1 protein-coding gene is annotated in these 1,086 nt (G+C 74.4%); it reads left to right on the top strand.

Annotation, left to right across the window (positions count from 1 at the left end; genetic code table 11):
- A partial coding sequence (locus ABGB14_RS49980) for an MFS transporter (protein WP_347650957.1) occupies positions 1-1,086 on the top strand: 1,086 nt, incomplete at both ends.

Here is a 1,086-nt window from a genome sequence, read left to right as displayed (position 1 = left end):
TGTTGTCGCGAGCGGGCAGCCAGCTGGCGCGCGTCGCGCTGGCCGTGCTCGCCTACGAGCGCAGCGGCTCGGCCGCCGTCACCACGCTCGTCTACGCGATGACGTTCGTGCCCGCGCTGGTCGGAGGGCCCGCGCTGGGCTGGCTGGCCGACCGCTACCCGCGGCGCGAGGTCACGATCGCCTGCGATGTGGCCAGGACCGTCCTCATCGGGTTCGTCGCGCTGCCGGGCCTTTCGCTGCCCGCGTTGTGCGCCCTGGTCTTCGCCTCCCAGCTGCTCGACTCGCCGGGCAGGGCGGCACGCATCTCGCTGACGCCCGACGTGCTGCCCCGCGAGCTCTACCAGACCGGAGTGGCGGTCCACCAGCTCAGCGACCAGGTCGTGACGCTGCTCGGCTTCGCCGGCGGCGGCATCGTGGTGGCGCTGGCCGGCGCGGAGACGGCCATCCTGATCAACGCGGCCACGTTCGCCGCCGCCGCGTCACTCACCCTGGCCACGGTGCGCCGGCGCCCGGCAGCCGCGGGCAAGCAGCCGATCTCCCTGCTCGGCGGGCTGCGGCTGGTGGCCGGGCATCGCGCGTTGCGCAGCCTGCTCGGCCTGGCCATGTTGTCGGGCTTCCACGTCATCCCCGAGGCGATCGCGGTGCCGTACGCCGCCTCGTTCGGCCTGGGCACCGCGGAGGCGGGGCTCCTCATGGCCGCCCTGCCCGTGGGCAACGTCGTCGGCGTGTTCGTGCTGTCCAGGTTCTTCACCGAATCGCGGCGGATGGCGCTGATGGCCCCCATGGCGGTGGCGGCCAGTGCGCCGCTGGTGGCCAGCGCGGCGGACCCCGGCTACGTGGTTCTGCTGCTCCTGTGGACGGTGTGCGGGGTGCTCACCGGCTACCAGGTCGCGGCCAACGCGGAGTACGTGAGGATCGCACCGCCGCAGAGCAGGGGACAGGCGGTCGGCCTGGCCTCCTCCGGCATGGTCGCCGCCCAGGGGCTGGGCATCCTGCTCGGCGGCCTCCTCGTCGAAGCGGCCGGACCGGAGCACGGCCTGGCGATCGCCGGCGCCGCCGGGCTGGTCGCGGGAGTGCCGGTGCTGC

This window comes from Nonomuraea sp. B10E15, assembly GCF_039871615.1.
In the GTDB taxonomy this organism is placed as follows: Bacteria; Actinomycetota; Actinomycetes; order Streptosporangiales; family Streptosporangiaceae; genus Nonomuraea.
Note: the sequence above shows the minus strand (reverse complement) of the source record. Positions and strands in the feature narration are given on the sequence as shown.